The sequence below is a fragment of the Polynucleobacter sp. 39-46-10 genome (assembly GCF_002282275.1).
This window is the reverse complement of the sequence record NZ_NCJB01000346.1, coordinates 1-2321: the sequence shown is the minus strand read 5'-3', so window position 1 is coordinate 2321 and position 2321 is coordinate 1. Positions and strand designations below refer to the sequence as shown.

Sequence of the window (2321 nt, the reverse complement as noted above, 5' to 3'; positions counted from 1 at the left end):
TCATCTGAACTGCGCCCTTCTGGACAGCCTAAGGTAGTGCCGTAAAAACTGCGAGCTGCCGCTAAGTCATTAACTGGAAAGGCAAGGTGAAAGGGCTGGATGGTTGACATGGATGTCCTTGTATTTATTTTGGCTGTAGTTTTAAAGCTTAAAAGGTTAATTAAGGCAAAGTTTAGTATATTTGCGATATAAAAATATTGTGCCAAATAAGAGACATTCACCTATGACAAGCAATAACAATAAAGACAAAAATCAAACTCCTGAAAGTGGCTTGCGTAAGGGCTTAACAAGTTATGGTGATAAAGGCTTCTCTTTATTCCTACGTAAGGCATTTATTAAAGGTGCAGGGTATACCAATAGCGCTTTAGATCGGCCCGTCATCGGCATTATCAATACTGGAAGTTCATATAACCCTTGTCATGGAAACATGCCGCAATTGATTGAGGCTGTGAAGCGGGGCGTTATGCTCGCTGGTGGGTTGCCGATGGACTTCCCAACCATCTCCATTCATGAAAGTTTTGCCGCGCCAACCAGTATGTATTTGCGCAATCTCATGTCGATGGATACGGAAGAGATGCTCCGGGCTCAACCGATGGATGCCGTGGTCATGATTGGTGGTTGCGATAAGACTGTGCCCGCTCAAATGATGGGCGCAGCTTCTGCAGGCTTGCCAGCAATTCAGTTAATTACCGGTTCAATGTTAACGGGTTCTCATCGTAGTGAGCGTGTGGGTGCCTGTACGGACTGTCGTCGCTATTGGGGGAAATTCCGTGCTGGTGAAATTGATGAAGTTGAAAAAGATGAGGTGAATGATCAATTGGTAGCGAGTGTAGGGACTTGTTCTGTAATGGGTACCGCTAGCACCATGGCTTGTATATCTGAGGCCCTAGGGATGACTGTGCCGGGTGGCGCTACTCCCCCGGCAGTTACTGCAGACCGCATTCGGATTGCAGAAGAGACGGGCACACGTGCAGTCCAAATGGCAAAAGATGGCTTAACTATTGATAAGGTACTCACCGCCGATGCATTTGAAAACGCCATGCGTGTGTTGTTAGCGATTGGCGGATCAACCAATGGCATTGTTCACTTGGCTGCAATTGCAGGTCGTATGGGTTTAGAAATTGATTTAGATGCTTTGGATAAGATGGGTGATGAAACCCCGGTTCTAGTTGATCTCAAGCCTTCCGGTGATCACTACATGGAGAACTTCCATGATGCTGGTGGTATGGCTACTTTGCTGCGCGAGCTAAAGCCTTTACTGAAGCTGAATGCTATGACGGTAACGGGTCGAACATTGGGCGAAGAAATTGATGCCGCCCCACCGAGTTTTAAGCAAGATGTAGTGCGCCCTTTTAGTAATCCAATTTATCCACGCGGCAGTATTGCTGTTTTACACGGCAATTTAGCTCCTGGTGGCGCCATCATCAAACAGTCGGCTGCTCACGAAAAATTGATGGAGCATGAGGGTAGAGCAGTTGTATTTGAGAATTCTGAGGATCTTGCCAACCGAATTGATAGCCCTGATTTAGATGTCACTGCAGATGATATTTTGGTACTGAAAAATATTGGCCCTAAAGGTGCACCAGGTATGCCTGAAGCTGGATACATCCCGATTCCGATGAAGCTTGCGCGTGCTGGTGTAAAAGATATTGTGCGTATTTCTGATGGCCGCATGAGTGGTACAGCATTTGGAACGATCGTCTTGCATGTGACTCCAGAAGCCGCAGTTGGTGGGCCACTTGCATATGTAAAAAATGGTGACCGCATTCGTTTGAGTGTGAAAAATCGTGAGATTAGTTTGTTAGTCTCAGAAGGGGAATTAGCTCAGCGCGCAAAAGACAATCCAGTAGTCGAGCCCACTGCAGAGCGTGGTTATCTAAAACTATTTTTAGATACAGTCACGCAAGCAGACAAAGGTGTGGACTTTGATTTCTTGAGAGCCGCAAAGATGGTGGGTAAAACACCAAAGCGTTAAAAGAAAAACGCCACCTGTGAAGGTGGCGTTTGACTGTTGAGTAAATCAATTTACTACTAATTGGTGGAGTCGGCGGGAATCGAACCCGCGTCCGCAAATCCTCTACAACAAGTTCTACATACTTAGTCATATCATTTAATTTAGCTAGCTAGTCACAGACTGACATGTTCCACGCTGGCGATTCACTAAGTTTTCGAACCATTTCCCGTGACATGAAATGATCTTATCTCTTGTAAATGACCCTGACCTAGCTTGCGCTAGCTGACCCAAGAGAGAATCAGTTCAGGGGCAACCGCAATTAAGCGGCTAGTGCGAAACGTTCGTCGTTTGCAGTTATTACATTCCC

General features: G+C 46.1%; 1 protein-coding gene, 1 other RNA gene and 1 pseudogene. 1 reads left to right on the top strand and 2 read right to left on the bottom strand.

Features of this window, described 5'->3' with window-relative positions; genetic code table 11:
* Positions 1-110, bottom strand: a pseudogene (locus B7X71_RS15450) (glyoxalase); the annotation flags it as partial.
* A 113-nt stretch (positions 111-223) separates the two neighbouring features.
* Here B7X71_RS15450 and B7X71_RS15445 point away from each other — a divergent pair.
* Positions 224-1975, top strand: a complete 1752-nt coding sequence (locus tag B7X71_RS15445; RefSeq protein WP_293601353.1) for an IlvD/Edd family dehydratase — start codon at positions 224-226, stop codon at positions 1973-1975.
* A gap of 61 nt (positions 1976-2036) precedes the next feature.
* Here the strand turns inward: B7X71_RS15445 and ssrA are convergent.
* Positions 2037-2321, bottom strand: a transfer-messenger RNA (tmRNA) gene (gene ssrA, locus B7X71_RS15440); the annotation flags it as partial.